This window comes from Polaromonas sp. P4_F4, from assembly GCF_056401355.1.
The window spans coordinates 86,613-112,395 of the sequence record NZ_JBFUJO010000017.1 but is presented as its reverse complement, the minus strand read 5'-3'; the positions used below and the strand labels follow the sequence as shown (position 1 = coordinate 112,395).

General features: G+C 63.4%; 20 protein-coding genes. 10 read left to right on the top strand and 10 right to left on the bottom strand.

What is annotated here, in order from left to right; genetic code table 11:
- Positions 1-14: 14 nt before the first annotated feature.
- The 6 genes from AC1DUR_RS17795 to AC1DUR_RS17770 form a co-directional block, all read right to left on the bottom strand.
- On the bottom strand, positions 15-1,340 hold the full coding sequence (locus AC1DUR_RS17795; protein WP_477717983.1) for a C4-dicarboxylate transporter DctA: 1,326 nt from the start codon (positions 1,338-1,340) through the stop codon (positions 15-17).
- Between the two features lie 403 nt (positions 1,341-1,743).
- Positions 1,744-4,047: an NADP-dependent malic enzyme gene (locus tag AC1DUR_RS17790; protein WP_477717982.1), complete on the bottom strand. Its 2,304-nt coding sequence runs from the start codon at positions 4,045-4,047 to the stop codon at positions 1,744-1,746.
- 355 nt (positions 4,048-4,402) lie between these two features.
- Positions 4,403-5,683, bottom strand: coding sequence for a M20 family metallopeptidase (locus AC1DUR_RS17785; protein WP_477717981.1), 1,281 nt, complete (start codon positions 5,681-5,683; stop codon positions 4,403-4,405).
- Positions 5,680-7,455 (bottom strand): 2-oxo-4-hydroxy-4-carboxy-5-ureidoimidazoline decarboxylase, encoded by a 1,776-nt coding sequence (uraD, locus tag AC1DUR_RS17780; RefSeq protein WP_477717980.1) that lies wholly within the window; start codon positions 7,453-7,455, stop codon positions 5,680-5,682. Before uraD ends, AC1DUR_RS17785 begins: the two co-directional genes overlap by 4 nt.
- Positions 7,456-7,469: 14 nt before the next feature.
- Complete coding sequence (gene puuE, locus AC1DUR_RS17775; protein ID WP_477717979.1) at positions 7,470-8,408, bottom strand: allantoinase PuuE; 939 nt, start codon at positions 8,406-8,408, stop codon at positions 7,470-7,472.
- Positions 8,405-9,070, bottom strand: coding sequence for a GntR family transcriptional regulator (locus AC1DUR_RS17770; protein ID WP_477721840.1), 666 nt, complete (start codon positions 9,068-9,070; stop codon positions 8,405-8,407). The genes puuE and AC1DUR_RS17770 overlap by 4 nt, the downstream gene beginning before the upstream one ends.
- Before the next feature lie 91 nt (positions 9,071-9,161).
- Between AC1DUR_RS17770 and uraH the strand changes: the two genes are divergently transcribed.
- Positions 9,162-9,515: a hydroxyisourate hydrolase gene (gene uraH / locus AC1DUR_RS17765; RefSeq protein ID WP_477721839.1), complete on the top strand. Its 354-nt coding sequence runs from the start codon at positions 9,162-9,164 to the stop codon at positions 9,513-9,515.
- Positions 9,516-9,602: 87 nt separating this feature from the next.
- Positions 9,603-10,619: a tripartite tricarboxylate transporter substrate binding protein gene (locus AC1DUR_RS17760; RefSeq protein ID WP_477721838.1), complete on the top strand. Its 1,017-nt coding sequence runs from the start codon at positions 9,603-9,605 to the stop codon at positions 10,617-10,619.
- 39 nt (positions 10,620-10,658) lie between these two features.
- Here AC1DUR_RS17760 and AC1DUR_RS17755 read toward each other — a convergent pair whose 3' ends face one another.
- Positions 10,659-11,192 carry a hypothetical protein gene (locus AC1DUR_RS17755; RefSeq protein ID WP_477717975.1) on the bottom strand — a complete coding sequence of 178 codons (534 nt, stop codon included), beginning with the start codon at positions 11,190-11,192 and terminating at the stop codon, positions 10,659-10,661.
- A 279-nt stretch (positions 11,193-11,471) separates the two neighbouring features.
- Here AC1DUR_RS17755 and xdhC point away from each other — a divergent pair, with 279 nt between their 5' ends.
- From xdhC to AC1DUR_RS17720, 7 genes are all read left to right on the top strand, one after another.
- Entirely contained in the window at positions 11,472-12,335 is an 864-nt protein-coding gene (gene xdhC, locus AC1DUR_RS17750) for a xanthine dehydrogenase accessory protein XdhC (RefSeq protein WP_477721848.1), read from the top strand.
- A 159-nt stretch (positions 12,336-12,494) separates the two neighbouring features.
- Complete coding sequence (locus AC1DUR_RS17745) at positions 12,495-13,793, top strand: urate hydroxylase PuuD (RefSeq protein WP_477721837.1); 1,299 nt, start codon at positions 12,495-12,497, stop codon at positions 13,791-13,793.
- Positions 13,794-14,052: 259 nt separating this feature from the next.
- Positions 14,053-15,183, top strand: a complete 1,131-nt coding sequence (locus AC1DUR_RS17740) for an ABC transporter substrate-binding protein (protein WP_477721847.1) — start codon at positions 14,053-14,055, stop codon at positions 15,181-15,183.
- Between the two features lie 241 nt (positions 15,184-15,424).
- A complete protein-coding gene (locus AC1DUR_RS17735) occupies positions 15,425-16,513 on the top strand; it encodes a tartrate dehydrogenase (protein ID WP_477721836.1) in 1,089 nt (362 codons plus the stop codon).
- Between the two features lie 79 nt (positions 16,514-16,592).
- Positions 16,593-17,564, top strand: a complete 972-nt coding sequence (locus AC1DUR_RS17730; protein ID WP_477721835.1) for a tripartite tricarboxylate transporter substrate binding protein — start codon at positions 16,593-16,595, stop codon at positions 17,562-17,564.
- A gap of 366 nt (positions 17,565-17,930) precedes the next feature.
- On the top strand, positions 17,931-19,247 hold the full coding sequence (locus tag AC1DUR_RS17725) for a glycerate kinase type-2 family protein (protein ID WP_477721834.1): 1,317 nt from the start codon (positions 17,931-17,933) through the stop codon (positions 19,245-19,247).
- 73 nt (positions 19,248-19,320) lie between these two features.
- Positions 19,321-20,457, top strand: a complete 1,137-nt coding sequence (locus AC1DUR_RS17720; RefSeq protein WP_477721833.1) for a hypothetical protein — start codon at positions 19,321-19,323, stop codon at positions 20,455-20,457.
- A 40-nt stretch (positions 20,458-20,497) separates the two neighbouring features.
- Here the strand turns inward: AC1DUR_RS17720 and AC1DUR_RS17715 are convergent, their stop codons facing one another.
- Positions 20,498-20,644 (bottom strand): hypothetical protein, encoded by a 147-nt coding sequence (locus AC1DUR_RS17715; RefSeq protein WP_477721832.1) that lies wholly within the window; start codon positions 20,642-20,644, stop codon positions 20,498-20,500.
- A gap of 538 nt (positions 20,645-21,182) precedes the next feature.
- Between AC1DUR_RS17715 and AC1DUR_RS17710 the strand changes: the two genes are divergently transcribed.
- Entirely contained in the window at positions 21,183-22,568 is a 1,386-nt protein-coding gene (locus AC1DUR_RS17710) for a sensor histidine kinase (protein WP_477721831.1), read from the top strand.
- A gap of 274 nt (positions 22,569-22,842) precedes the next feature.
- Here the strand turns inward: AC1DUR_RS17710 and AC1DUR_RS17705 are convergent, their stop codons facing one another.
- Both AC1DUR_RS17705 and AC1DUR_RS17700 read right to left on the bottom strand, forming a co-directional pair.
- Positions 22,843-23,976, bottom strand: coding sequence for a C45 family autoproteolytic acyltransferase/hydolase (locus AC1DUR_RS17705; RefSeq protein ID WP_477721830.1), 1,134 nt, complete (start codon positions 23,974-23,976; stop codon positions 22,843-22,845).
- 237 nt (positions 23,977-24,213) lie between these two features.
- Positions 24,214-25,767 (bottom strand): ABC transporter substrate-binding protein, encoded by a 1,554-nt coding sequence (locus tag AC1DUR_RS17700; RefSeq protein WP_477721829.1) that lies wholly within the window; start codon positions 25,765-25,767, stop codon positions 24,214-24,216.
- Positions 25,768-25,783: the final 16 nt, after the last annotated feature.

Here is a 25,783-nt window from a genome sequence, read left to right as displayed (position 1 = left end):
GGGACTTTAACGGACTAACGAACTGGCACGGCCACCGGCACGGGCGCAGGCTCCTCGTCCTCTATGTCGAACACCGCGTGCGGCTCGCCATTGAGCACGGCATGGGCGCGCTCGCGGTCGATGTCGCCCTCCCAGGCGGCCACCGCGACCGTGGCCACGCAGTTGCCGATCAGGTTGCCCAGGGCGCGGGCGATGCCCATGAACCAGTCCACCGACAGCACGAGCACCAGGCCGATGGCGGGAATGGCCGGAATCGCCTGCAGGGTGGCGGCCAGCACCACGATCGCCGAGCCCGGCACACCGTGCGCGCCCTTGGAGGTGACCAGCGAGATGGCCAGGATGGTCAGCAGATCGGTCATCGAGATCGGCGTGTTGGTGGCCTGGGCAATGAAGACGGCCGCCAGCGTGATGTAGATCGAGAACGCGTCGAGGTTGAACGAATAGCCGGTAGGGATGACCAGGCCGACCGTGGAGTCGCGTATGCCCATGTGCTTGAGCTTGGCCATGATCTGCGGCAGCACGCTGTCGGACGAGGTGGTGGCAAACACCACCATCAGTTCCTCGCGCAGGTAGCGCAGCAGCTTGAACAGGTTAAAGCCCGACAGGTGCATGATGGCGCCGAGCACGACGACCACGAAGATGGTCACCGCGCCATAGAACAGCACCACCAGCATGCCCAGCTGCTTGAGCGAGCCGATGCCGTACTTGCCCACGGTGAAGGCAATGGCACCCAGCACGCCCAGGGGCGCCAGCTTGATGATGATGCCCATGGTCTTGAACAGCACATGGGAGAGATCTTCGATGAAACCGCTGACATGCTTGCCGCGCTCGCCCAGCATGGCCAGCGCGCAGCCGAACAACACGGCGAACAGCAGCACCTGCAGCACATCGCCGTTGGCGAAGGCGCTCACCGCCGTGGTCGGGATCAGCTTCATCAGGAAGTCGACCGTGCCGCCGCCGGTCAGCTTGCTCGCGTTGGTGGCATAGGCGCTCATGGCGCTGGCGTCCAGCGTCTTGGGGTCGACATTCATGCCCACGCCGGGCTGGAACACAAAGGCCAGCAGCAGGCCCAGCGCCAGGGCGACGGTGGTGACCACCTCAAAGTAGATCAGCGACTTGACGCCGACCCGGCCGACCCGCTTGAGGTCGCCGGTGCCGGCGATGCCGTGCACCACCACGCAAAACACGATCAGCGGGATCAGCATCTTGATCAGCTTGATGAAGCCGTCGCCGAGCGGCTTGAGCTGCACGGCCGTGTCTGGCCAGACAAAACCGACGATCACGCCGACGATCAGGGCGAGCAGCACCTGACCGAACAGGGAGCGGAAAAACTTGGGCATGGCAGTCTCCGAAAGGGGTTTCTGAACAGCAAGGCCTATTGCTCACAAGTCTTGCATACAAGTAATGTAGGCAAAGTGCGGAAATAACATTTCAGGGTTATCCCGAGTCATCCCTGCCGGGAAAGTAAAAACTGATTCGCCCACTTCGCCTTCACTGGCTCACCCGAGGCGGTGCGGACAGCTCTTCCGGAAAGCAAAACTCCCGCCGCAACGGGAGTTTTGAGAGGAGGGGGTTAAGGCCGTTGACCGCCAATCCGGCAGGCCGCGCAGCGTGCGCCGGCAAACCTTCAAAAGCTTGGGAAAACTTGGAGACCTCGGTTTTTCGCGGCGCACGGAAACAGGCGGGCCCCGGAAATCCCGGCTGTGCCTGTCACCGCACCAGGCGCGGTGCCGAGGGTGCGTGTCAGCGCCGGGCCGCTGCGCTGGCCACGGCCAGCGCCGTCATGTTCACCACGCGCCGCACGGTGGCCGAGGTGGTCAGGATGTGTGCCGAGGCCGCCGTGCCGAGCAGAATGGGGCCGACGGTGACACCCTGGCCGCCCGTCATCTTGAGCACGTTGAAGAGGATGTTGGCGGAATCCAGATTCGGGCAAATCAGGATATTGGCCTCCCCGCTCAGATTGCTTTCCATCAGGGACGCCCGCCGCACCTCTTCCGACAGCGCCGCATCGCCATGCAGCTCGCCATCGGACTCCACGTCGGGCGCCATCCTGGTGAACAGCTCGTGGGCCAGCCGCATCTTGCGCGCCGACGCACGGTTGGACGAGCCATAGTTGGAGTGCGACAGAAATGCCACCTTGGGCGGGATGCCGAAGCGCCGCACCTCATCGACCGCCATCAGCGCAATGCTGGCCAGCTGCTCGGCACTCGGGTCTTCGTTGACAAAGGTATCGGCGATGAACAGGGTGCGTTTGTCCAGCATCAGTGCATTCAGCGCCGCAAACCCGGACGCACCCTCCTTGAGCCCGATGATGTCGCGCACATGCTCAAGATGTCCGTCGTAGCGGCCCACCATGCCGCACAGCATGACATCGGCGTCGCCGAGTTTGACCATCAGCGCGGCGATAGTGGTGGTGGAGCGGCGCACCGCCGCCTTGGCGGCGTCGGGCGTCACGCCGTGGCGACCCATGATCCGGTGGTAGGTTTCCCAGTAATGGCGAAAGCGCGGGTCGTCCTCGGGATTGACGCATTCCACATCGTGGCCGAGCCGCAGCCGCAGTCCGGCCTTGGCGATGCGGGTCTCGATCACGGCGGGACGGCCGATGAGGATGGGCCGGGCCAGGCCTTCGTCGAGCACCAGTTGCGCCGCACGCAGCACGCGCTCGTCCTCCCCTTCGGCGAAGGCCACGCGTTTGTGCGGGTCCGCAATGGCGTGCGCCGCAAGGAACATCGGTTGCATGAGCATGCCGGTCGAGTACACGAAACGCGACAGTTCCCGCCGGTAAGCGGCCATGTCCGTGATGGGCCGGGTCGCCACACCCGAGTCCTGCGCGGCCTGCGCCACCGCCGGTGCGATCCTGAGAATCAGGCGCGAGTCAAAAGGCTTGGGAATGATGTAGTCAGGGCCGAACACCAGATCCTGCCCGATATAGGCCCGGGCGACTTCCTCGCTGATGTCCGCCTTGGTCAGGTCGGCAATCTGCCGCACGCAGGCGAGCTTCATTTCTTCGGTGATCTTGGTGGCGCCGCAATCGAGCGCGCCGCGAAAGATGTAGGGGAAGCACAGGACATTGTTGACCTGGTTCGGGTAGTCCGAACGGCCCGTGGCAATGATGCAGTCCGGCCGCGCCGCCTTGGCCAGCTCGGGTCGAATTTCCGGTTCGGGGTTGGCCAGCGCCAGGATGATCGGGCTGGCGGCCATGGTCTTGACCATGTCCTGCGTCAGCACGCCGGGCGCCGAGCACCCCAGAAACACGTCCGCGCCGTTGACCGCGTCGGCCAGCGTGCGCAGCGCCGTTTCCTGGGAAAAACGTTTCTTGGATTCGTCAAAACCGCCGGGGCGGCCGTGGTAGATCACGCCTTTGGAGTCGCAGACATAGACGTTTTCGCGGCGCACCCCCAGGCCCACCATCACGTCCAGGCAGGCCAGTGCGGCCGCTCCCGCCCCCGAGACCGCGACCTTGACGTCCTCGATCCGCTTGCCCACCAGTTCCAGGCCGTTGAGCACGGCCGCCGACGAGATGATGGCGGTGCCGTGCTGGTCGTCGTGGAACACCGGTATGTTCATGCGCTCGCGCAGTTTCGTCTCGATGTAGAAACACTCCGGTGCCTTGATGTCCTCGAGGTTGATGCCGCCCAGCGTGGGCTCCATGGCGGCGATGATGTCAATCAGCCTGTCGGGGTCGCGCTCGGCCAGCTCGATGTCAAACACGTCGATGCCGGCGAACTTCTTGAACAGGCAGCCCTTGCCTTCCATCACCGGCTTGGCTGCCAGCGGGCCGATGTCGCCCAGTCCCAGGACGGCCGTGCCATTGGTGATCACCCCCACGAGGTTGCCGCGCGAGGTGTACTCGGCCGCGAGCGAGGGGTCGGCCTCGATGTCAAGGCAGGGGTAGGCCACGCCGGGCGAATAGGCCAGGGACAGGTCCCGCTGGTTGGACAGCGGCTTGGTTGGCGTGATGGATATCTTGCCGTGCACCGGGCTGCGGTGGTAGTCGCGCGCGGCGTCGCGCAGCGCTTCTTCAGCCGGTGAAAGAGGAGTAGTCATGGTGTGTCTCCTTGTTTCCTGAGGGCTGGAAGACTGGCGACTCGCTGCTTTCCTGGTATTCATGCAGTCGAGCGCCGGCTTCCCGGTTCATGTGCCCGAAGTTAAATATTACGCCTGTGACGGCTCACTTTCAGGCGTCAGTGACTCTCGCACCGCACGGATTCGCCGGGTCGGCGAAATGCCTGGAAATCGCCCGGCGCGGCGCCGGGTGGCAATGTGACACGGCACCGGAAGTGCGGTCGGTCGGGTGCCGGCGGTTTGCGCGCGCCATGTCGCTGCTGCGGGCGCCGGGCAACTCACCGTTGCCGGCTGTCCCGGTCTTTCGTGAGTTTTTTCGTGCGTTTTTGCCGTCGGGTCAGGCCAGCAAATCAACCAGCGTGCGGGCAATCACCTTGGTGGCGCGGCGCAGGTCTTCCAGCTCCAGACGCTCGTCGGCACGCTTGGCATGCGACTCGAGCACGCTGCGTGGCCCGGCGCCGTAAATCACACCGGGAATGCCGGCTTCGGCATAGAGCCGCACGTCGGTGTACAGCGGCGTGCCCATGGCCGGGATTTTCTGGCCGAACAGTGCCTCGCCATGCTTCTGGATCGCGTCCACCAGGGGCTTGTTGCCCGCCAGCGGCTTCATCGAGTTGGCCAGCAGCAGCCGCTTGATGTCCACGCTGATGCCCGCGCAGCCGGCAGCGGCGTCGGCAATCACCTGGCGGATGGTGGCTTCGACTTCGACCGGATTTTCTTCCGGGATCATGCGGCGGTCCAGCTTGAACATCACCTTGCCGGGCACGACGTTGGTGTTGGTTCCGCCTTCGATGCGGCCTACATTCAGGTAAGGGTGGTTGATGCCCGCGACCCCAGAGGTGACCTTGCGGTACAGCGCGTTTTGCGCATACAGCGCATTGAGGATATGCACCGCGCCCTGCAGCGCGTCGACGCCGGTGTCGGGAACGGCCGCATGGGCCATCTTGCCGTGCACGGTGACTTCCATTTGCAGGCAGCCGTTGTGGGCGGTCACGACTTCATATGAAAAGCCCGCCGCGATCATCAGGTCGGGTTTGGTCAGACCCTGGCGCAGCAGCCAGCCCGGCCCCATCTCGCCGCCAAACTCTTCGTCGTAGGTGAAATGCAGCTCGACACCGCCTTTGAGCGGTGCGCCCAGTGCTTCGAGTGCCCGGACGGCAAAGGTGAAGCTGGCGAAATCGCATTTGCTGACCGCGGCCGCGCGGCCGTAGATCTTGCCGTCTTCGATCTCGCCGCCATAAGGATCCTTGGTCCAGCCCTCGCCGGGCGGCACCACATCGCCGTGGGCATTGAGCGCGATCGTGCGTCCTTCGCCGGGTTTCGAATACGGGCGGCGCACGATCAGGTTGGTGATGGATTCGAGCCCATAGGCCCGGACGTCAGCCTCGGGAACAGGGTGTTTTTCAGCCTCAAAGCCGAAAGCCTGCAGCAGCTCGGCAGTGCGCTCGGCGTGCGGCGCGTTGTTGCCCGGGGGCGTGTCGGTGGGTACGCGTATGAGTTCCTGCAGGAAGCGCACTTCCTCGTCGAAGTGCTCGTCGATCCAGCGATCAAGCTGCTTGTAGGCGGTGTCGATGTTGGTATCGGTGTTGATGTCAGTGTTGATATGGGTGGTGGTCATGGGGTTTCCAAAGCCAGGTTGGCCAGCAGGCGCTGGAAGGCGGCCGTGGCGAGCTGAATGTCATCACTGGTGGTGCTCTCCAGCGGGTTGTGGCTGATGCCGGAATTCTCGCCGCGCACAAACAGCATGGCCTGCGGCATCACCTTGTGCAGTTTCATGGCGTCGTGGCCGGCGCCGCTGGGCATGCGGTACAGCGGAACGCCCAGTGGCTCCACGGCAGCCTCCCAGCGCCGCTGCCATTCGGGCGCGCTGGGCGCGGCGGCCGCTCGCTCGGTCAGCTCCAGCGTGTAGTGCACGCCGCGGCGCTCGCAAATGGTTTTGAGCTGCGCCAGTACGTCGGAGACCAATGCATCGCGCTGCGCATCGACGGCCGCGCGCATGTCGAGTGAAAACAGGCAGCGGCCCGGCACCACGTTGATGGAGCCGTTCGGTACCTGCAGCATGCCCACGGTGCCGACGGAATCGCCGTCGTGTGCAGCCCGCTTCTCCACATAGAGCGCGAGCTCGGCCACGGCGGTGGCTGCGTCGCGGCGGCGGTTCATCGGCGTGGTGCCGGCGTGGCTGGCCATGCCGATGATTTCGCAGAGGTAACGCACACTGCCGTTGATGGAGGTCACGATGCCCAGGGGGAGGTCCAGCTCATTGAGCACCGGTCCCTGCTCGATATGGACTTCGACAAAGCCGAGGTAGCTGTCTGCCTGGCGTTTGATCTTCGCGATGTCCGCGGGCTGGAGGCCGGCATTGTGCATGGCTTCGCGCATGGTGATGCCGTCGGCGTCCTTCTGGTCCAGCCACTCGGGCTTGAAGTCGCCGATCAACGCGCCCGAACCCAGGAAGGTGGCCTTGTAGCGCTGGCCTTCTTCTTCCGCAAAGCCGACCACTTCCAGGTTGAAGGGAAGTCGCCGGCCCAGGCGGTGCAGTTCGCGCACGCAGGCGATGGGCACAAAAATGCCGAGCCGGCCGTCGTACTTGCCGCCGTTGCGCACGGTGTCGTAGTGGCTGCCTGTGAGCAGGGTTTTGGCGTTGGGGGTGGCGGCCTTGTAGAGGCCCACCACGTTGCCCACGGCATCGATGCCCACCTCGTCAAAGCCGCAGTCCCGCATGGTCTTGCTTATGAACTGCGCGCAGGCGCGGTGTGCGTCGGTGAGGTAGGTCACCGTCAGCTGGCCTTTTTCGGCGTAGCCCGGGTCGCTGTATTGGGCCAGTTGCTCATGCCAGTCCCAGACGTCGTTGCCCAGCGCCGGTTCTGCCGCGAACTTGTCATTGAGCCGGAGTTCGACTACGCGGTGGATGTTGCGCAGGCATTCCTGCAGCTCAAAGTCAGGGTGGTTTTGCAGGCGCCGCGCAAAGGTCTCGATGATCTGCCGCTTGCTCAGCCCGTTGCCGCGCGGGCCGCGCACCGCGAGGATGAAGGGAAAGCCGAATTTGGCGTTGTAGTCGGTGTTGAGGTGCTGCAGGGTTTCAAACTCCTGCGGCGTGCATTGCGTGAGGCCTGCCTTGTCCTGTTCATGGGCTGACTCGGCCGTGAGGCTTTGGCTGACCATGGCCTTGCCGGCCAGTTCGGGGTGGGCCTGGATGAGGCGGATTTGCGCGTTCTTGCCGGCGTCGTGCAGCACGCGGGCCATCGCGTGTTTCAGGTGTGCCAGCGAGTGGAAAGGGCGCTCGTTGAGCGCCTTTTCGGCGACCCACGGCGAGTGCTCATACAGGCCGTCCAGCAGCTCCATCGCTTCGGCGCGGGAGGCACGATTGACTTGTTCCAGGGTGATGGCCATGGCGAGGTTCCCTTTCATGCTGGATACGGATGGGTCTGCTGCCAGTGCCGGGCAATATCAATGCGCCGGCACACCCAGACGCGGTCGTGCTGCTGCACATGGTCCAGAAAGCGCTGCAGCGCCACGATGCGCCCCGGCCGCCCGAGCAGCCGGCAGTGCATGCCGATGCTCAGCATCTTCGGGGCCTCGTCGCCTTCGGCATACAGCGCGTCAAAGCTGTCCTTCAGGTAGGTGAAGAAATCGTCGCCCTGGGAAAACCCCTGCGGCAATGAAAAGCGCATGTCGTTGGTGTCCAGCGTGTAGGGCACCACCAGGCGCGGCACCACCGTGCCGTCGGTGCGCGCGACCTTCATCCAGAAGGGCAGGTCGTCGCCGTAGTAGTCGCTGTCGTAAGCCAGCCGGCCGTCATCGGCCACCAGGCGCCGCGTGCGCGGGCTGTCGCGCCCGGTGTACCAGCCCAAGGGGCGGGTGCCGGTGAGTTGCTCGATGGCCTCCAGCCCCAGGCGCATGTGCTCGCGCTCGGTGGCTTCGTCGACATTCTGGTAGCTGATCCAGCGCCAGCCGTGGCAGGCGATCTCATGGCCCAGCTCCACGAAGGCTGAGGTCAGTTCAGGGTGGCGCTGCAGCGCCATGCCGACGCCAAACACGGTCAGCGGAAGCTTGCGCTTTTCAAATTCGCGCAGGATGCGCCACACACCCACGCGCGAGCCATATTCGTAAATGCCTTCCATGCTCAGATGGCGGTCGGCAAAACTGGCGGGGTTGAACATTTCGGAGAGGAACTGTTCGGAGCCTGCATCGCCATGTAGCACGGCGTTTTCACCGCCTTCCTCGTAGTTCAGTACAAACTGCACGGCAATGCGCGCCTGGCCTGGCCACTGGGCATGCGGCGGGTTGCGGCCGTAACCGACCAAATCACGGGGATAGGGTGCAGTGGAATCGTAGGTATTCATGACAAAGCCATCGAAATATCGTTAGTGGGAACCTTGCGGTCAAAGGCGAGGTTTTCTTCGACATGCAGCAAATGCTCGGTCATCAGGCGCACGGCAAGCGCTTCGTCTTTAGCCGCCAGGGCCTTGACGATTTCGGCGTGCTCGTCGTTCGAGTGTTCGGCGGCGCTGGCGGTCTGGTACATCAGGGTGATGAGCGCGCAGCGCGAGATCAACTCGCCGAGTATTTGAGCCAGCACTTCGTTGCCCATGAGTTCAGCCATGCGCACATGAAAGTCGCCCAGCAGTTCGGTACGACCCGGCACATCGTTGCGTTCCACGGCCGATTTCTCCTGGGTGACGTGGTCCCTGAGCGCCTTGATCTTGGCGGGGGTGACGTCCCGCACAAAGGCACGTGTCATTTCGGCCTCCAGCATGCGCCGCACCGCAAATACCTGCCGGGCTTCGGGCACCGAGGGCGCGGCCACAAAGGCGCCGCGGGCGGGCTCCAGGCGGATCAGGCGGTTTTGCGACAACTGAAACAGCGCCTGCCGCACCAGGGTGCGCGACACGCCGAAATGATCGGCCAGTTTTTGTTCGGCCAGTTTGGTGCCCGGGTGCAGCCGGTGCTCCACAATGGCCTTGGTCAGGGCTTCGACGATGGCATGGGTGGTGGATGATTCCATGCAGACATCATAGCCCCAAATCCAAAAACTGTATACAATTTTGGTGAACCATTTCGCATTTTTCACCCACCCTGAACCCTGGAGGAACGCCATGGGCCTGAGCACACATGTACTGGACACCATGCACGGCACGCCGGCGGGCGGCATGCGGGTCGCGCTGTTCACCACCCGCGGCGACCAGGCCACGCTGGTGAAGAGCTTCACCCTTGATGACGATGGCCGCCACCCGGGCGGACTGCTCTACGACAGCGCCACGCTGCAAGCCGGCACCTACCGGCTGGTGTTCGATGTGGCGGCTTATTTCAGGGCGAAGGGCGTGTTGCTGCCGGAGCCGCCCTTTTTGGACCAGGTCACGCTGGATTTCGGCGTGGCCGATACCCGCCAGCACTACCACGTGCCCCTGCTGGTCAGTCCCTGGAGCTACTCGACCTACCGCGGAAGCTGAACCCGCACGGCTGCTGTCGCGGCCCTGTCACGCAGCAGTCATGGGAGGCGGCGACAATCCGCCGGTTGCCACTTTTTTTGGTTCTACATGAATGACACCTCCACGGGCGCCCTGAGCCGCCGCCAAGCCCTGCTGTTATCTGCAGGGACTGCCGCCAGTCTGGTGCTTCCTGCCGCACGGGCGCAAGGCCCTTCTATTTCTACTTCTACCTATCCCGACCGCGCCGTCAAGATCGTGGTGCCCTTTGCGCCGGGCGCCGGCACCGACGCCATGGCGCGCCTGGTGGCGCAAAAGCTTGGCGAAGTCATGAACGCCACCTTTGTGGTGGACAACAGGGCCGGTGCGTCCGGCGCGATTGGCACGCAGTATGTGGCCCAGGCTCCGGCCGATGGCTACACCCTGCTGCTGGTGGCCTCACCGTTCACCACGGTGGCGGCATCGCTGCCCAGCGCCAACTACGACCCGCTGCGCCAGTTCACGCCGGTCGGCATGATCGCCAGCGGCCCGCTGGTCTGGGCGGCCAACGCCCAGTTGCCGGTCAACAACATGAAAGAGCTGGTCACGCTGGCCAGGCAGAAGCCCGGCGCACTCAACTACGGCTCGGCCGGTGCGGGGGGCGTCAACCACCTGGTGCTGGAACTGCTGAAGGCGCGCACCGGCACCTTCATCACGCATATTCCTTACCGCGGCGTGGCACCCGCCACCATGGACATGATTGGCGGGCAGATCCAGCTGGTCACCGGCACCATTCCCGCCCTGTTGCCCTTCATCAGGAACGGCAGCATCAAGCCCCTGGCCGTGACGAGCGCCAGGCGCTCCAGTGCGCTGCCCGATGTGCCCAGCATGACCGAGGCCGGCATGCCCGGCATCGATGTGGTGAACTATTTCGCGCTGATGGCGCCCACGGGCACGCCTGCTGCCATCGTCAATGCCCTGAACGCCGCCATCAACAAGGTGGTGGCCCTGCCCGATGTGCTCGCCCGCTTCAAGACCGATGCCGTCGAGCCCGCACCCGGCTCGCCCGCGCTGCTGGGCCACTTCATCGAAGCCGACTACCGCGCCTGGCGCAACGTCGTGAAGACGCAAAACCTCAAAATAGAGTGACCCCCACGGTCGCTCACTTCGTGAGCGACCGTGAGGGCTCTAGTTCTGCCCTTCGGTCAGCGTATCCAGCTGAAACTTGCCACTCTTGTGCCACAGCCAAGTGTCGGTATAAACCACCTTGCCCAGCCGCGTGGGCGCGGGGAAAGGTGAGGCTTCCTTGATGGTGCGCTCAATTTCCGCGATCACTTCAGGGGCATGGCGCGGCGCGCGCATCCAGTCCAGGCGGGTCACGCGGCCGGCCCGATCTATCTCCACGTTCAGCACACCGATGGCATAGAGCAGCGGCGGCATTTTCCCCTTGTAAATACGGTCGGCATTGAGGCCATAAATATGGGTGGCGCCGTCTTCCCGGTAGGCGCGCGGCGAGCTGGCTGAAGACGTTCGGGCCGAGCCTTTTGGCTCAGGAACAGCAATGGCCACCGGCTTGTCGGGTTTGTCGGGTTCCTTCGGGGACTCGGGGAGCGCTATTTCGGGGGCGGTCTTGCAGGCATTCAGCAGTGCAGCCACCGAAGCGGCGAGGAGTGCCAGCAGCCAATGGCGGCGAAGTGCGGAGTCAGGCGTGTCGTGTCTCATGATGGGTGTGCGCTTATTGTTTGTTGTTGTTGCCATGTATGTCCGGACTGATCCCGGGAGCGAGATGTTGCCGGGCGCCATTTCTGTGGCCGAATCGTGCGAGGTGGTGCTAAGGTAAGGGTTCAGTCTGTATTCGCGTACGGCGTGCCTTGTCGCCTGGTGTGTCTCTTGTGTGCCTCTAGCGCTCCTTGTGCTCCTTGTGCCCTTTGTTGAATTCATGTTGTTGATGTAACTATTTTGCCCACAATTTAATCCGCTGACATGGCCAACTCGTCACCAATGGTTTCCAGCAATATCAGTCGGCCCATCGACGCCTTTCTGGACCGGTTGGCCCATGAGCCGGCGGTGCTGGTGCGGGTGGTTTCGACCCAGGGCTCCGTTCCGCGCGAGGCCGGTACCTGGATGGCCGTTTTCGCCGACGCCCTGGTGGGCACCATAGGCGGCGGTCACCTGGAATACGAAGCCATTGCCAGGGCGCGTGCGCAACTGCGGGCCGAGGGCGTGCAAGGGAAAGAGGCGAAAGAGGCCGCCGAGGCGCCGGTGCGCTTTGCGCTGGGGCCGGCGCTGGGCCAATGCTGCGGTGGCGTGGTGCATCTTCGTTTCGAGAGGGTCGGCGCGCATGATGCGCCCGCGCTGGCGCAAAGCCTGGCCGATGAACTGGCCGGCAGGCTGGTGCCGGTGGCCTTGTTTGGCGGTGGCCATGTGGGCCATGCGCTGGTGCAGGTGCTGGCGCCGTTGCCATTTCTGCTCACCTGGATCGACAGCCGCGACGAGGTCTTCCCCGACGAGGTGCCGGAACGCGTCGTGTGCGAGTATTCCGGGCCGGTGCAGGCGGCCGTGCCCGGCCTGGCGCCGCAGTCGCGCGTGCTCATCATGAGTTTCAGCCATGCGGAGGACCTGGATATAGTGGCCGCCTGCCTGAAACGCCAGCGCGAGAAGGCCGACCTGCCTTACATTGGCCTGATCGGCAGCAAAAGCAAATGGGCGGTGTTTCGCCATCGGCTGGAGGCCAGGGGTTTCACCCCGGCCGAGTTGGCGCAGGTGACCTGCCCGATCGGCGTGCCCGGTATCGGCGGCAAGGAACCGGAAGTGATTGCGGTCGCTGTAGCGGCGCAGCTGTTGCAAACCGTCAACGCGGCCTGAGGCGGTGCCGCACGAATTTTGCGGCGGCCGTCAAACTCGATAAACTAGCGCCATCAGGCCGCAGCGGAGCCGGGAAACGTAGTCTGTTTCTTTTGTTCGCGGCCTAATTTCTGCTTACAGCGCCCGCAGTGGTGAGCAGGTTTGCATAGGTTGAGAGATATGGAAAATTACCTTCTCGACTGGGCCAACCTGCTGCTGCGCTGGGTCCATGTCATTACCGCCATCGCCTGGGTCGGTTCCTCGTTTTACTTTGTCTTTCTCGATTCCAGCCTGACGCCGCCGGAAGACGAGGACCTGAAGCGGCAGGGTGTCAGCGGCGAGCTCTGGGCGGTACACGGCGGCGGCTTTTACCACCCGGTCAAGTTCGCGGTCCAACCGCCACAGCTGCCGGCGCACCTGCACTGGTTTTACTGGGAAAGCTACAGCACCTGGCTGTCGGGTTTTGCGCTCTTCACCATCTCCTATCTCTGGAACGCCGGCACCTACCTGATCGACAAGTCCCTGATGAACTGGTCGACGGGTGCGGCTGTCGGTGTGGCGCTGTCTTTCCTGGTGGTGTTCTGGATGCTGTACGACGGCATCTGCCAGCTCTTCGGCCAGCGCAATTTCCGCTGGGCCGCCCCGAGGAAATTGGGCCCCCTCGGGGGGCAGCGCATGATACGCAGTGAAAAGCGTGGGGGCGAGATCAGTGGCGATGCCATCGTCGGGGCGCTGGTTGCGCTGCTGGTGTGCATCGCATCCTGGCTGGCCTGCCACTGGTTTGCCGGGCGCGCGGCCTTTTTGCTGGTGGGGGCCATGATGGCCACGGCCATGAGCGCCAATGTCTTTTTCTGGATCATCCCGGGCCAGCGCAAGGTGATTGCAAGCATCAAGGCCGGTGAGCCGGTGGACCCGGTGCACGGCCTGCGCGGCAAGCAGCGCAGCGTGCACAACACTTACTTCACGCTGCCAGTGCTGTTTGCCATGCTGAGCAACCATTACAGCTTTACCTGGAGTCATCCGCGTAACTGGCTGGTGCTCATCCTCATGATGCTGGCCGGCGCCGCCATCCGGCAGTTCTTTGTGCTGCGCCATGGCTACAAGCTGGGCCGCAACCGCCACCCGCTGCCTTACGCGCTGACCGGGGTCGCGGTGATCATCGGCGCGATCGCCTGGATGAATCCGGTTGCTACCGAATCGATGGCGACTGGCCAAAGCGGTACAGGGGCTGACGGCGCCGGCAGTTATGCAGCGGTGCAGAAGGTGCTGGCCCAGCGCTGCTACCAGTGCCATGGCGAGCAGGTGCAGATGAAAAACGTGCGGCTGGATTCGCCGGAGCAGCTCAGCCGGCATGCGCAAGCCGTGTACCAGCAGGCCGTGGTGAGCAAGGCCATGCCCATGAACAATGCCACCGGCATGACCGACGCGGAGCGTGAGCTGCTCCGGCGGTGGTTTGAGGCGGGTGCCCGGACGCCTTGATCCGCTGACCAGTCACCGCATCCGCAACCGTCGGCGCCGCAATGCGCGGGCGCATCTGCGTAATTTCACGTACAGGCATCGCCGGATCCCGTGCTTCAATTCGTGGCGGTTGCCGCCTGACGGCTGCAGCCGGGCACTGCCCTGTGCCGATATCCGATGGGCCTAATAACCCAATAGCCTAATAGCCAAGAAACAGATGGTCGCCGCGGTCTCTCGGTCCGCCTGGCGTGCCACACCCTATGAGGAGGAGAAACCCATGATGATGCGTTTGCAGTTCCTGATTCGTCACCTGGCGGTTGCCGCTGCCCTGGCCGCACCGCTGGCAGTCAATGCCGTCCAGATTGTTGTCGGGCAGGTGGCCCCCTTGTCCGGGCTGGAGGGCTCGCAGGCCCGCGCCTATTCAACCGGCATCCAGCTGGCCCTGAACAAGGCCAACAAGGCGGGTGGGGTGAACGGCCATACGTTCAGCCTGGTCCGCAAGAACGATTCCGGTAGCCCTGCCGAAAATATGACCGCCACCCGGCAGCTGCTCGGCGAGAGCCGCCCGCTCGTGCTGGCGGGTTATTTCGGCGACCACGTGATTGGCGAGCTGGTCAGTTCCGGCCTGCTCGAAAAGGAAAATATCCCGCTGGTGGGCTACCGCGTGAACGAGATCAGGGCCGAGGCGCCCTTGCTCTACAGCGTCCGCGCGAATCTGCGCGATGAGATCAACAAGATCACCGAACATCTCGTCACGGTCGGTATCACCCGCATTGGCCTCTTTTACCAGGATGGCCCCGGTGCTGTCCCGTTGATTGCCGCGACCGAAGACGTGATGAAGAGCAAGGGCGCGCACATCACAGCCAAGGGCGCTTACGCGGCCGGTACGGCCAAGGTCCCGAATGCGGTGATTGACACCTTCATTGCCGCGGCGCCGCAGGCGATCATCATCGTTGCCAGCGGCTCCGCTGCGGCAGCCTTCATTGAAAAATACCAGGGAGGCGGCGGCACGGCGCGCCTGTTCGCGCATTCGGGGGCAGACATCGAGCAGATCTCCAAGCGCCTGGGCGAGGCCCAGCTCAAGGGCCTGGCCATCACCCAGGTAACACCCAACCCGTACAAGATTTCAGGCCGGTTGAACAAGGAGTTCAGCGACCTGGCGGGCAGCACCCCTGACCTGGAAGTGCCGGTGAGCTACGCGATGATGGAGGGCTACATTGCCGGCACGGTGATTGTGGAAGCCGTGCGGCGCATGGGCGCCCGTGTCTCCCGCGACGGAATGGTGAAAGCGCTCGACGGCCTGGACCTCGACCTGGGCGGCTACAAGGTCGGCTTCAAGCCGGGCATGCGGTCCGGCTCAAGGTTTGTGGAACTAACCATCGTCACCGAGGCCGGGCGTATCCGGCAGTGATCGGGCCGGCATGACCGCCACAGCGCGGTCTGCCTCTGCGTGCGGAGCTGTTTTTGGTGGATACCCGCCGTTCGCTGATGGCGGTGTTGATCCGGGGAGGAAACCCCGCCTGAGGCTGCCGAAACGGAGTCCAATGATTGTTAACTTGAAGGCAATAATGACATAACCTGAAATGTTTTATACGCGATGGGCAGTCGTTAAAGTTGTCGGCAGGACAACTCACAACAGCCCAGGACATTTCATGAAAACCTACAAGATCGCGTGTATTCCCGGTGACGGCATCGGCAAGGAAGTGGTGCCGGCCGGCCAGACCGTGCTGCAAGCGCTGGCCGCCACGCAGAGCAAGTTCAAATTCGATTTCACCTCGTTCGACTGGGGCGGTGACTATTTCCGCCAGCACGGCGTGATGATGCCGGACAACGGCCTGGATGCGCTGCGTGGCATGGACGCGATTTTGTTCGGCTCCGCCGGCGACCCGCACATCCCGGACCACATCACGCTCTGGGGCCTGCGCCTGAAGATCTGCCAGGGCTTTGACCAGTATGCCAACGTGCGCCCCACGCGCATCCTGCCGGGCATCGACGGCCCCCTGAAGCGCTGCAAGGCCGAAGACCTGAACTGGGTCATCGTGCGCGAAAACTCCGAGGGCGAGTATTCGGGCGTCGGCGGCCGCGCCCACCAGGGCCATCCCATCGAAGTGGCGACGGACGTCTCCATGATGACGCGCGCCGGTGTGGAGCGCATCATGCGTTTTGCCTTCAAGCTGGCGCAGTCGCGCCCCCGCAAGCTGCTGACCGTGATCACCAAGTCCAATGCCCAGCGCCATGCCATGGTGATGTGGGACGAGATCGCCCTGCAGATCTCCAAAGAGTTTCCGGATGTCAAATGGGACAAGGAACTGGTGGATGCCTCGACGGCGCGCATGATCAACCGCCCGGCCTCGCTCGACACGATTGTTGCGACCAACCTGCATGCCGACATCCTGAGCGACCTGGCCGCCGCGCTGGCCGGCAGCCTGGGCATTGCGCCCACCGGCAACATTGACCCCGAACGCCGCTATCCGTCGATGTTCGAGCCGATTCACGGCTCGGCCTTCGACATCATGGGCAAGGGCCTTGCCAACCCGGTGGGCACCTTCTGGTCCTGCGTGATGATGCTCGAGCACCTCGGGGAGCATGAGGCCGCCAGGGTGCTGATGGAGGCGGTGGAAGCCATCACCGCCAACCCGGCGCTGCATACCGGCGACCTCGGCGGCAAGGCCACGATGGCACAGGTCACCGAAGCCGTCTGCGCGCGCTTTGCTGCGGCCCCGGTGCGCCAGGCGGCGTGACGGGCCTGACAGACCAGACGGTAAGGGCCCGACTGGCCTGATGGATGACGAGACGGCAATAACCCACAGGAGACAAACCATGAAGCAGCTTTTAAGTGCAATCGGCCTGGCCTTGCTAGCCCCACTGGCCCTGGCGCAAGGCGCTCCGGCGGCCGCCGGGCCCGGTTGCCTCGACAAGAACGTGCTGTACTGGCAGGCCTTTCCGCCAGGCGGCGAGTCCGACCTGTCGGCACGCCACCAACAGGTTGTGCTGAAGAAGAAATGCCCTGCGATTGACACCATCATCCAGTACAAGGCCGGTGCGGGCGGCGGGCTGATGTGGGGCCAGATGAACCAGTTGCCCGGCGACGGGCTCAACGTGGTTGGCATCAACCTGCCGCATATCGTGTTCCAGCCGCTGGAGGGACAGGTGCAGTACAAGACGCAGGACATCACGCCGGTGTTCTGGTTCCACTACACGCCCGACATTCTCGTGGTGCCCGAGTCCAGTCCGATCAAGACTTTTGCCGATTTCCTCAGAGCGGCCAAGGCCAAACCCGGCCAGCTCAGCCTGGGCGGCTCGGGCCTGAACTCGGCCAACCATGCGGCGCACGAACGCCTGAATGCGGCTTTCGGCGTCAAGACCAACTACATCCCCTACAAGGGCACAGGCGACATGGCCACGGCGGTGATCGGTTCCCAGGTCGACGGTGCCATGACCTACACGCCGTTTGCCATCAGCAACAAGACCCGCTTGCGGCCGCTGGCCGTGGCCATGGAAAAGCGCCACCCGCTGATGCCCGAGGTGCCCACCTTCAAGGAGCTCGGTGTGGACTGGGTCGATGGCGCCTACCGCGGCATCGGTGTGCCCAAGTCAACCCCGCCCGAAGCGCGCAAGCGCCTCTCGGACCTCTGGGCCGCCATGAACAACGACCCTGAAATGAAGGAGCTCGCGGCCAGGAGCGGGTTCGAGCTGGTCAATGTCGGCGCCGATCAGATGGACGCCTTCATGAAAGACAAGGTGCGCCTGTACACCGAGGGCGCGCAGCGGCTGGGTCTGGGCAAGAAGTAGGCCGGGCCGGCCGCTGGCGTCGGCCCCCCGGAGGGCGCTTTTTGCTGGGGGGATGGCTAGTGTGGTGTTGCACGCTATCCGGTACATAAAACCGCGTCTTTTCGTCCATGACGGCGTTGCAAATCCGCGCAATAGCGGGGCTATTGCTGTGGTTTGCGCCTTGTCCTGAACAAAAATCCATCGGTTTTATTTGTACCGTCAAGCATGCAACACCACACTAGCGCGGGGTAATTCACTTTTAACCGTGGTGCGGTGTTACAGGCGAGTTACGGCGGCACAATGACGGTCTGGGCGGGACAGCGAGCAGTGCCGGAAAGCAGCGCTGTTCAATCAACTGCCTTCCAATAACCCGCAAGAGACATCCGAATGACCGCACCCAACCCCGCCTCCCAGCCGCGCCAGTTTCTGGAGCATCTCTACCACGCGGCAGTGCAACGTGCGCTGCCTTTGCACAACACGGCCGCGTGGCTGCCCAAGCCGCCCAAGGGCCGGACGATTGTCCTGGGCGCCGGCAAGGCCGGGGGCTCCATGGTGCAGGCGGTCGAGGCCCTCTGGCCCGCCGATGCACCGCTGGAGGGCCTGGTGGTCACGCGCTACCACCATATCCCGCCGCGACCTGCGGGCTTGAAGCAGTGCATCGAACTGGTCGAGGCGGCGCACCCGGTGCCCGATGCGGCGGGCCTGGCGGCTGCGCAGCGCATCCTGGCCATGACGCAGGGCCTGACCGCCGACGACCTGGTGCTGTGCCTGATCTCCGGTGGCGGCTCGTCTCTTTTGACCTTGCCCGCCGAGGGCCTCACGCTGGAAGAAAAGCAGCGCATCAACAAGGACCTGCTGAACAGCGGCGCCAACATTGGCGAGATGAACTGTGTGCGCAAGCACCTGTCGCGCATCAAGGGCGGGCGGCTGGCCGCGGCCTGCGCGCCGGCGCGTGTGGTCACGCTCACCATCAGCGACGTGCCGGGCGACGACCCGTCGATCATCGCCAGCGGCCCGACCGTGCCTGATGCCAGCACCTGCGCCGAGGCTGTGGCCATCCTCGCGCGCTACGGCATCGCGATCCCGGGCGGGCTCATGAGCCTGCTGGAGCAGGGCGCGCTCGAAACGCCCAAGCCCGGCGATGCGGCCTTCAACGGCCATGAGGTCCACATGATTGCCACGCCGCAGCAAAGCCTCGAAGCCGCCGCCGCGGTAGCCAGGGATGCGGGGCTGGCGGCCTACATCCTCAGCGATGAAATGGAAGGCGAGTCGCGCGAAGTCGGCAAGGTGCATGCGGCGCTGGCCCGCGCGGTGGCGCTCAAGGGCCAGCCTTTCCAGAAACCCTGTGTGATTCTGAGCGGCGGCGAAACCACCGTCACCATCAAAAAGCAGCCCGACGGTACCCCCAAAGGCAGGGGCGGGCGGGCCGGCGAATTCTGCATGGGGCTGGCGCTGGGGCTGCAGGGACAACCGGGCGTGTATGCGCTGGCCGCCGACACCGATGGCATTGACGGTGTGGAAGACAACGCCGGCGCGTTCGTCGCACCCGACACCCTGGAACGGGCGCTGGCGCAGGGCATGAAGCTGAACCAGTACCTGGACCGCAACGACGCCTATGGCTACTTTGAGCTGCTGGGTGATCTGGTCATCACCGGGCCGACGAATACCAATGTCAATGACTTCCGGGCGATGCTGATTTTGTAGGCTGCGCCACGAGCTTCTTCGGGTTCGCGTCACGGACGCGTTAAAGTGCAGGCTGGCCGCATAAGGAAGCTGCATGTCCATCGACAAACACACACCGCCACCCGCTGGCACCCACGACAAGGTCTCGATCAAGAACACGATCGAGAAGGTCAACCGGCAGGTCAAGATGCTGCGGACTTTCGATGTCTCGGTCGCACGGGATGGCTGGGACTCGGGCATGGAGGCCTTGCAAAAGAAAATCAACGCCACCCTTGCCGACAGCTTCGGCGTGGGCACGCCCGAGTACAGGCAGTACGCCGTGGCGGCACAGGACTTCTTCCTGGACAAGACCTTCGGCGACCGCTACTCGGTCGAGGAGCGCCAGCAAAAAGTCAAGCATGGGATTGATCGGGCCATTGCCCATCTGAATGCGGCCAAGAAGCTGCTGACGGAGCGCCTTGAGGGCCGGGCCGCTGCCGCGCCGGCGGTTGCCCCGGCTGTAGAGGCGGAGCCGCCACCGCCGCCGCCACCACCACCCGTACAGGCGCCAGTGGTTGCACCTACCCCGGCACCGTCGCCTGTACCGACGAGCGCGCCGGCTGCGGCTCTGGCTGCAGAGGCGGAAGCACCGCCACCGCCCGCACCCGCACCCGCACCCGCACCCGCTCCGGCTCCGGCTCCGGCTCCGGCTCCGGCTCCGGCTCCGGCGTCCGCGCCCACCCCGGCACCGTCGCCTGTACCGACGACCGCGCAGACATCTTCATCTCCCGCTGTTACCATGATGCCCATGTCCAAAGCCGATCCCGATTCCGCTTCCTCTTCCATCACAGCGCAGCAAGCCGTGCCCGGCGGACGCGTGGCCGTCCTGGGCTGGGGCGGCGACGACGCTGCGGGCCAGGCGTGCGAGTTCATGGGGCAGCTGGGACTGGAGGCGGCGGTACTCGATGCCGTCTCTGTCGATCAACTCGAGGCTCTGCGCAACGTGGCGTTCCTGCTGCTCCTGCCGGGCGACGACCCCGAGGCGCCGGCAGCCATGCTGGCCATCGGATTCATGCTCGCCGTGCTCGGCCGCAGCCGCATCGTCTGCCTGCAGTCCGAACAGGGTGCGTTGCCGGCCGCCTTGAAGGGCGCGACACGTATCACGGTTGACGAAGCAGGCGTGTGGCGGCTGCTGCTGGCGCGCGAGATGAAGCGGGCAGGCCTGGACGTGGACCTGAACCGCGCCATCTAAGGACTAAGCGTTGCGGCAGGGCTCCGGCTCAGCCTCTCTCTTATTCGAACAACTGCCGGATCTGCGCCGGAATCTCCCAGGCGAACATGCGACGCATCGTTCGTGCGTTGCGGCCAGCGAAGATGTGCACCTCGTTGTACTCCTCCATGATCGGAGTCTCGCCTCGCGTCATCAGGTAGCGCTGCACAAGGCTCCTGCCGTGCCACTCGGCGATCGAGGTATGGTCGAGCGGTCAAGTCCCGTTTCGAAGTCGCCTCGGCCAGACCCATAGCCTGCTTCGCCTTCGAGCACGTTAGCGAGAGTCACTGCAAAGGTGGTCGCGTTGCCCTGGAAGAATGCCAAGGGCGTGCCGGGCCAGTGGCCCTTTTCGTTAGCCAGGGCTCTGGTCTCGTATACCGCCGTGCATCGCAAGTCATAGGTCGGTGCGACGTTAATGCCCGCAGGAGGTTGTCGCCTTGCCAGTCAGAACGTTGAACACCATCCAGCGGTAAAACTGCAGTCGCGCTGCTGCCCGGGAGAGCCCATGAGCGCTGCTCATGCGCCGTAGCGAAACCCGGCGAGAAAGTAGGGTGCAAAAAGGTGGAAAATCGTCGCTTTCCTGAGGTGGTCGCGGTGTTGGCGCTCTTCGTCCCGTGCTATCGTCGTGCCGTGCCGCGGAGGCGAAGCACGACGAGGAAGAGCTCGCCGTTGTGGCGAGGTGCCAGGAGGACCCAATAGAGTTTGCCATGAGTCAAAACTTCAAAGCAGTCCTGAGGCCGAACGTTTCAAGGTTTTCCTTGGGAATCGGCGTGCTTTACGCTGCGCTTGGGGTTCTCTGGATTTTTGCTTCAGACACTTTTGTCACGTCCATCTCTGTCGACCCTGCCTGGCTGGCGACAGCCCAGCGCTACAAGGGCATCTTCTATGTTCTGAGCACATCCCTTGGCCTGATTTTCCTGGTCAACGCGGGCTACAGGCGGCTCTTCGATGCACGCAACCGGGCTGAAGCCATGGAGCTGCATGCGCGCGATCTGTTCGTGCAACACCCAAAGCCGATGTGGGTGTATGACCAGGAGACGCTCGGTTTCCTGGCCGTGAATGAGGCTGCCACGCGGTATTACGGTTATTCGCATGATGAGTTCCTGCATATGAACCTGAGGGACATACGCTCGGCAGAAGACTTGCCGCTCCTGCTCGCAACCAAGCAGGACGTCTTGGAGGGACCGCACGACATGGGTGTGGTACGGCACCGCAAGAAGTCCGGCGAGGTCGTCTTTGTTCACCTCACCTTGCATACGGTGCAGTTCCTGCAGCGCAAGGCCGCCATGGTGATGGCCATCGACGTCACGGCAGCAAAGCAACACGAGGCGCAGCGTGCGGCGAACCAGCTTGAGCTGGAGCGGCTGGTGGCGGAACGAACGGCCGAACTGGTGCGCGTCAATGCCGAGCTCGACGCGTTTGCAAGAACTGTCGCGCACGACCTGAAGTCACCGCTGGTCTCCGTGGTCGGGTTCACGCAGATTCTTCAGAAGCGGTATGCCGCTGTGCTGAGTGAGGACGGTGCCAAATTAACCGCCCGCATCGAACGTTCGGCCAAGCAGATGGCCAGCCTGGTCAATGACCTGCTGTCCCTGTCGCGGGTTTCCACGACGGTGCTGAACATCGTAGACGTGGACCTCGTTCCCATCGCCCAAGACATCATGGAGGAGCTTCAGCACCAGGAGCCCCATCGCAAGGTGCGCTTTGAAGCGCCCGCATCGTTGCATGTGCGCGCAGACGCCGGCCTGGTGCTACCACTGCTGGCCAACCTGCTGGGCAACGCCTGGAAATTCACCGGCAAGCGCGACGATGCGCACATTCGGCTGCTGGTGGATGCAGAGGGGGCTGACGTGATTGTTCGGGTTCAGGACAACGGTGCTGGCTTTGATGCGCGGAACACCGAACTGCTCTTCAAGCCATTTCAACGTTTCCACACTCTGAGCGAGTTCAGCGGAACCGGCATTGGGCTGACAACCTGCCAGCGCATCATCGCCCGGCATCACGGGAGGATTTGGGTGGAATCGACGCCGGGCGAAGGCACATCGGTGTTTGTGACTTTTGCGCCGGTGCTCAAACAGCTACCTGCTGAGTGACGGGCTGTGGCTCACGAATGGCCTGCATGGCGGCTTCACAGTGTCGCGGCACTGGAGCAAACGGTTTGAGTCTGATCCCGGTAACCGGTGGATGCGGCAGACGATTGTGGCGCTGTTTTCCGAAGGCTGAGGTCCCGCGGTTATCAGTTATTAGAACCCAGCCGGATGCGGCGTCTGGTTTGCGGGGGCCTCTGTTCAAGCTGTGCGAACCTGAAACGCCGTGAATCCGGAATCCGGCTACCTGTGGCGCCCACCGTTCTTCCTCGTTCCAGTTCTATGACTCGAAGACCTTGGGCTCTTCGGTCAGGCTGTAGCGCGTGAAAACACGGTTAAGGGCCGGCAGGGGGACCACATCCATTTCCCTGGCTGCCGGCTCCATGATGACCATGGCAACCGTTGCCGAGAGGTTTTCATTGCTGCCAGGCCGCGGTGGGCGGCAAACAGCGTAGGGAACGCCAAAATTGTCGAAAAATGCGTCTTTCAAATCCTGGCGGCCAAGCTTCTCTTTTTTATTCAGCAACTTGCGCACACGCCAGTCCCGGTAGTGGCTGTCCGGCGAATTCGACAAGCCCTTGTCGACCAGTTTGCTTAAGGCGACCGGGCTCATCCAGTGATTGGCATGGACGATCAGGTTGTCGGGGCCGGGATAAATAGGAAACGCCTCATTGGTGGTGCATTCAAAATCGATGCCGAAGCCCTCTGCCATGCCCAGCATGATGTTGTTCGAGCAGGATTTCGGCGTGGTGGCCACCGCTTTCATCGCCAGTGAAAAAATTTCCTGCTCCAGCACTTTCCGTCGAATCAGTGAAAGCGGAACGCCCAGTTGCTGAAAGTCGCGATCCGACTCCAGGTAGTTGGCCGTGATGGAAACGCCTGTGCTGTTGAAGCCGCTGCGGGCAAGGCCGCCGGCCTCCACAAAGGTCAAAAAATCAGGCCCGTTGTCATTGCGCACGCGCAGCACGACGGACGTTTCCACGCACTCGGCGCGCCAGTCCCAGTTTTGCCCATGAAGCAGGTTCCCGCTTGCTGAGCGCTCAGGCAGTATCAATGCACCGGTGCAGCCGTCGCCGGGCTCCAGGTCGGCCTGCTTGACCTTTTCGGCCCGTGCCTTGGCGAGTACTTCGGTGCGGGCATTGATCATCACAATGTCCTGGAAGTCGACGCCGGCCCCTTTCGCAATGCCGCGCATCTCGTCCAGGTAATGAGGGGCGAAGCCTTCTATTTCCTTTGCAAAATGCGCAATCAACTGCGAGCGGGCGCTATCGCTGTAGCCAAGGTCTATCAGGGTCTGGCCATAAAGACGTGCACTGGCGCGCACGCGGTCAGCGGCCTGCTGCCCGTATTGCAGCCCGCGTGCATGGGGCGCACCCGAAACTGACACAAAAGGAAATTGCTGTAGGGTAGTCATGTGCAAAGCTTGTGAGGTTGGAGACCTGCCAGTCCGTTTGTGCCACGCGAACGGCAGGCAGTCTGGCTATGCAGGAAAGCAGGGGAGGCAGGAGAAGCAGGAGAAGCAGGGGAAAGCCGTCCAGAAGGGCGCGGTCACCGATTTCGACAGCGCCGCGGCCCGAAGGCGCCGCTGCCGCTGTTTTGGCAAACTGGGCCCCCCGGCCGGGACGCTGCTCTCTGCTCTCTCTGCTCTTTGCTATTTACTGATCCGGGTATTCCAGAGGAGCGGCTTGCCTTCCCATACTGAAAATCCAGTGACCCGTTTACGCACAGCCCATGAATCGGTAACGTTGTACAGAACAACGAGCGGCGTTTTGGCCATCATCAGGGCGTGCAACTGGTCGAACAGGACCTGGCGTTTTTTCGGATCGGCTTCGGTGAAGCTCTGGTCGATCAGTTTTTGCGCGGCCGGGTCATCCCATACCTTGCGCGGCTGCTTTTCCTTCTTGCCGGAGAACTGCTCGTAGCTCAGGGCCGGGTCCAGGCGCGAGGAATAGGTGAAGGAGCTCATCTGGTAGTTGCCGCTGTTGTAGCGGTCCAGCTGGGTCGCCCATTCGAGCACCTCGATCTGCGCATTGATGCCAACGGCCTGCATCATGGCCTGGCTCATCACAGCGACCGAAAAGCTCGGCACATGGGCGCGCTTGTTGGCCTGGATCACGATGGGCTGGCCCTTGTAGCCGGCTTCGCGCAGCAGCTGCCTGGCCTTGGCGGGGTCGTAGCGGTAGCCTTTTTTCTGGGCCGCGGTGTAGTAAGCCGAGGTGTCCTGGATGGCCGAGTTGTTGACGCGGGCCAGGCCTTCGGACGAGGCCGCGACGATCTGGTTCATGTCCAGCGACAGCGCGATCGCCTGGCGGATTTTTTCGTCTTTCAGCAGCGGATCATTGGTTTGCATCAGCAGCGTGTTCTTGCCCGCATCGACTGCGGCGACCACGCTGAGATTTTTATTGCCCTTGAGTTCCTGCACATCGGACGAGGTGATCTGACCCGCGTCGATGGCGCCGGACTGCAGGCCGGCCTTGGAGGTCGACATGTCGGGCACGGTCAGGAACTTGACCTGTTCGACCAGCGGTTTCTTGAGGCCGAGGTAGCCGTCAGGTTTGGTGCCGGGGGGCGACTGGTAGTCGGCAAAGGCGCTGAGGGTCACGTACTCGCCGCGCTTCCATTCCTCGAACTTGAAGGGGCCGGTGCCGATGGGCTTGTCCCAGCTGCCGTCTTCCTTGACGGATTTCTTGTTCAGGATGGCCGTCATGCCGCAATCGGTACGGGCCAGGTTGTCCAGGAAGACCGCCGAGGGGCGGTCCAGCTGCATGACCACGGTCTGAGCGTCGGGCGCCGTGACCGACGTCACCTTGATGCCGGAGCGGCCGTCGAATTCGCTGAGGCAGCGCCAGTCGGTTTTGGGGTCGGTGTAGCGCTTCCAGCTCCACAGCACGTCGGCCGAGGTCATGGGCTCGCCGTTGTGGAACTTGACGTTGGTGCGCAGCTTGAAGATGTAGGTCAGGCCGTCGGGGCTGACGACGATGGAGCGCGCCAGCAGCGGGCCGACGGTGCCGTTCTCGTGGTAGCCGACCAGGCCTTCGACGATGTTGAGCACCACGCCGTCGGTGGTGTTGTCGCGGTTGACGCCGGGATTGGTCGAGCGGATGTCGGCCGGCTGCGCGACCACGATTTGTGCCGTCTGGGCGTGGGCCGCGGTGCAGGCTGCCAGCACGGCGGCGCTCAGAAATTTCAATCGCATCGAAAGCATGGAAAGCTCCTTAAGA